The organism is Vibrio sp. 1562, from assembly GCF_033340155.1.
Taxonomy (GTDB): domain Bacteria; phylum Pseudomonadota; class Gammaproteobacteria; order Enterobacterales; family Vibrionaceae; genus Vibrio; species Vibrio alginolyticus.
The window spans coordinates 1-815 of record NZ_JAWOVY010000215.1 but is presented as its reverse complement, the minus strand read 5'-3'; the positions used below and the strand labels follow the sequence as shown (position 1 = coordinate 815).

Here is an 815-nt window from a genome sequence, read left to right as displayed (position 1 = left end):
TTCATGACTGGGGTGAAGTCGTAACAAGGTAGCGCTAGGGGAACCTGGCGCTGGATCACCTCCTTAAACGATGATTATTGCGATGAGTGTTCACACAGATTGATACGGTTTATGAAGTTTAAGAGATAGAACATCCCCCAAGATGTTCACTTAGTGTCCCGTTCGTCTAGAGGCCTAGGACACCGCCCTTTCACGGCGGTAACAGGGGTTCGACTCCCCTACGGGATACCATTGGGTCGTTAGCTCAGTTGGTAGAGCAGTTGACTTTTAATCAATTGGTCGCAGGTTCGAATCCTGCACGACCCACCATTTCCTTCCACGGAAATCAAAACAATGTGGGCGATTAGCTCAGTTGGGAGAGCACCTGCCTTACAAGCAGGGGGTCACTGGTTCGAGCCCGGTATCGCCCACCATTCTCTAAGTATTTTTGGAATAAAACGTCCAAACCAGAACAAGCAATTGATACTGGTTGGTATTTTTGACTCTGAAAGTCTTTAGAAAATGTAACTTCCTTGTGAAGCAACATAGCTCTTTAACAATTTGGAAAGCTGACAAAACAATCTTTTAAGATTGTTTGTAAAGTTCTCAATGTTTGTCTTTATGACAAACACCAAAAAACACATTCAAGTGTTCTTGGGAATATCACTTTTACAGTGATTATTCGAAATTGAGTCCGGCAAAATCGAATGTCTCTCGCTCATTCAAATAATGAGAGACAACTTTGGTGGTTTGAACATCAACTCGAAACTCCTTCGGGTTGTATGGTTAAGTGACTAAGCGTACACGGTGGATGCCTTGGCAGTCAGAGGCGATGA

At 43.9% G+C, this 815-nt stretch carries 3 tRNA genes and 1 rRNA gene; all 4 read left to right on the top strand.

Features of this window, described 5'->3' with window-relative positions:
- A 16S ribosomal RNA gene (locus tag R7Z49_RS24250) occupies window positions 1-66 on the top strand; the annotation flags it as partial.
- An 89-nt stretch (window positions 67-155) separates the two neighbouring features.
- Window positions 156-231 (top strand) — tRNA-Glu (locus R7Z49_RS24245).
- A gap of 2 nt (window positions 232-233) precedes the next feature.
- A tRNA-Lys gene (locus tag R7Z49_RS24240) sits at window positions 234-309 on the top strand.
- Between the two features lie 28 nt (window positions 310-337).
- Window positions 338-413: transfer RNA gene (locus tag R7Z49_RS24235), tRNA-Val, on the top strand.
- Window positions 414-815: the final 402 nt, after the last annotated feature.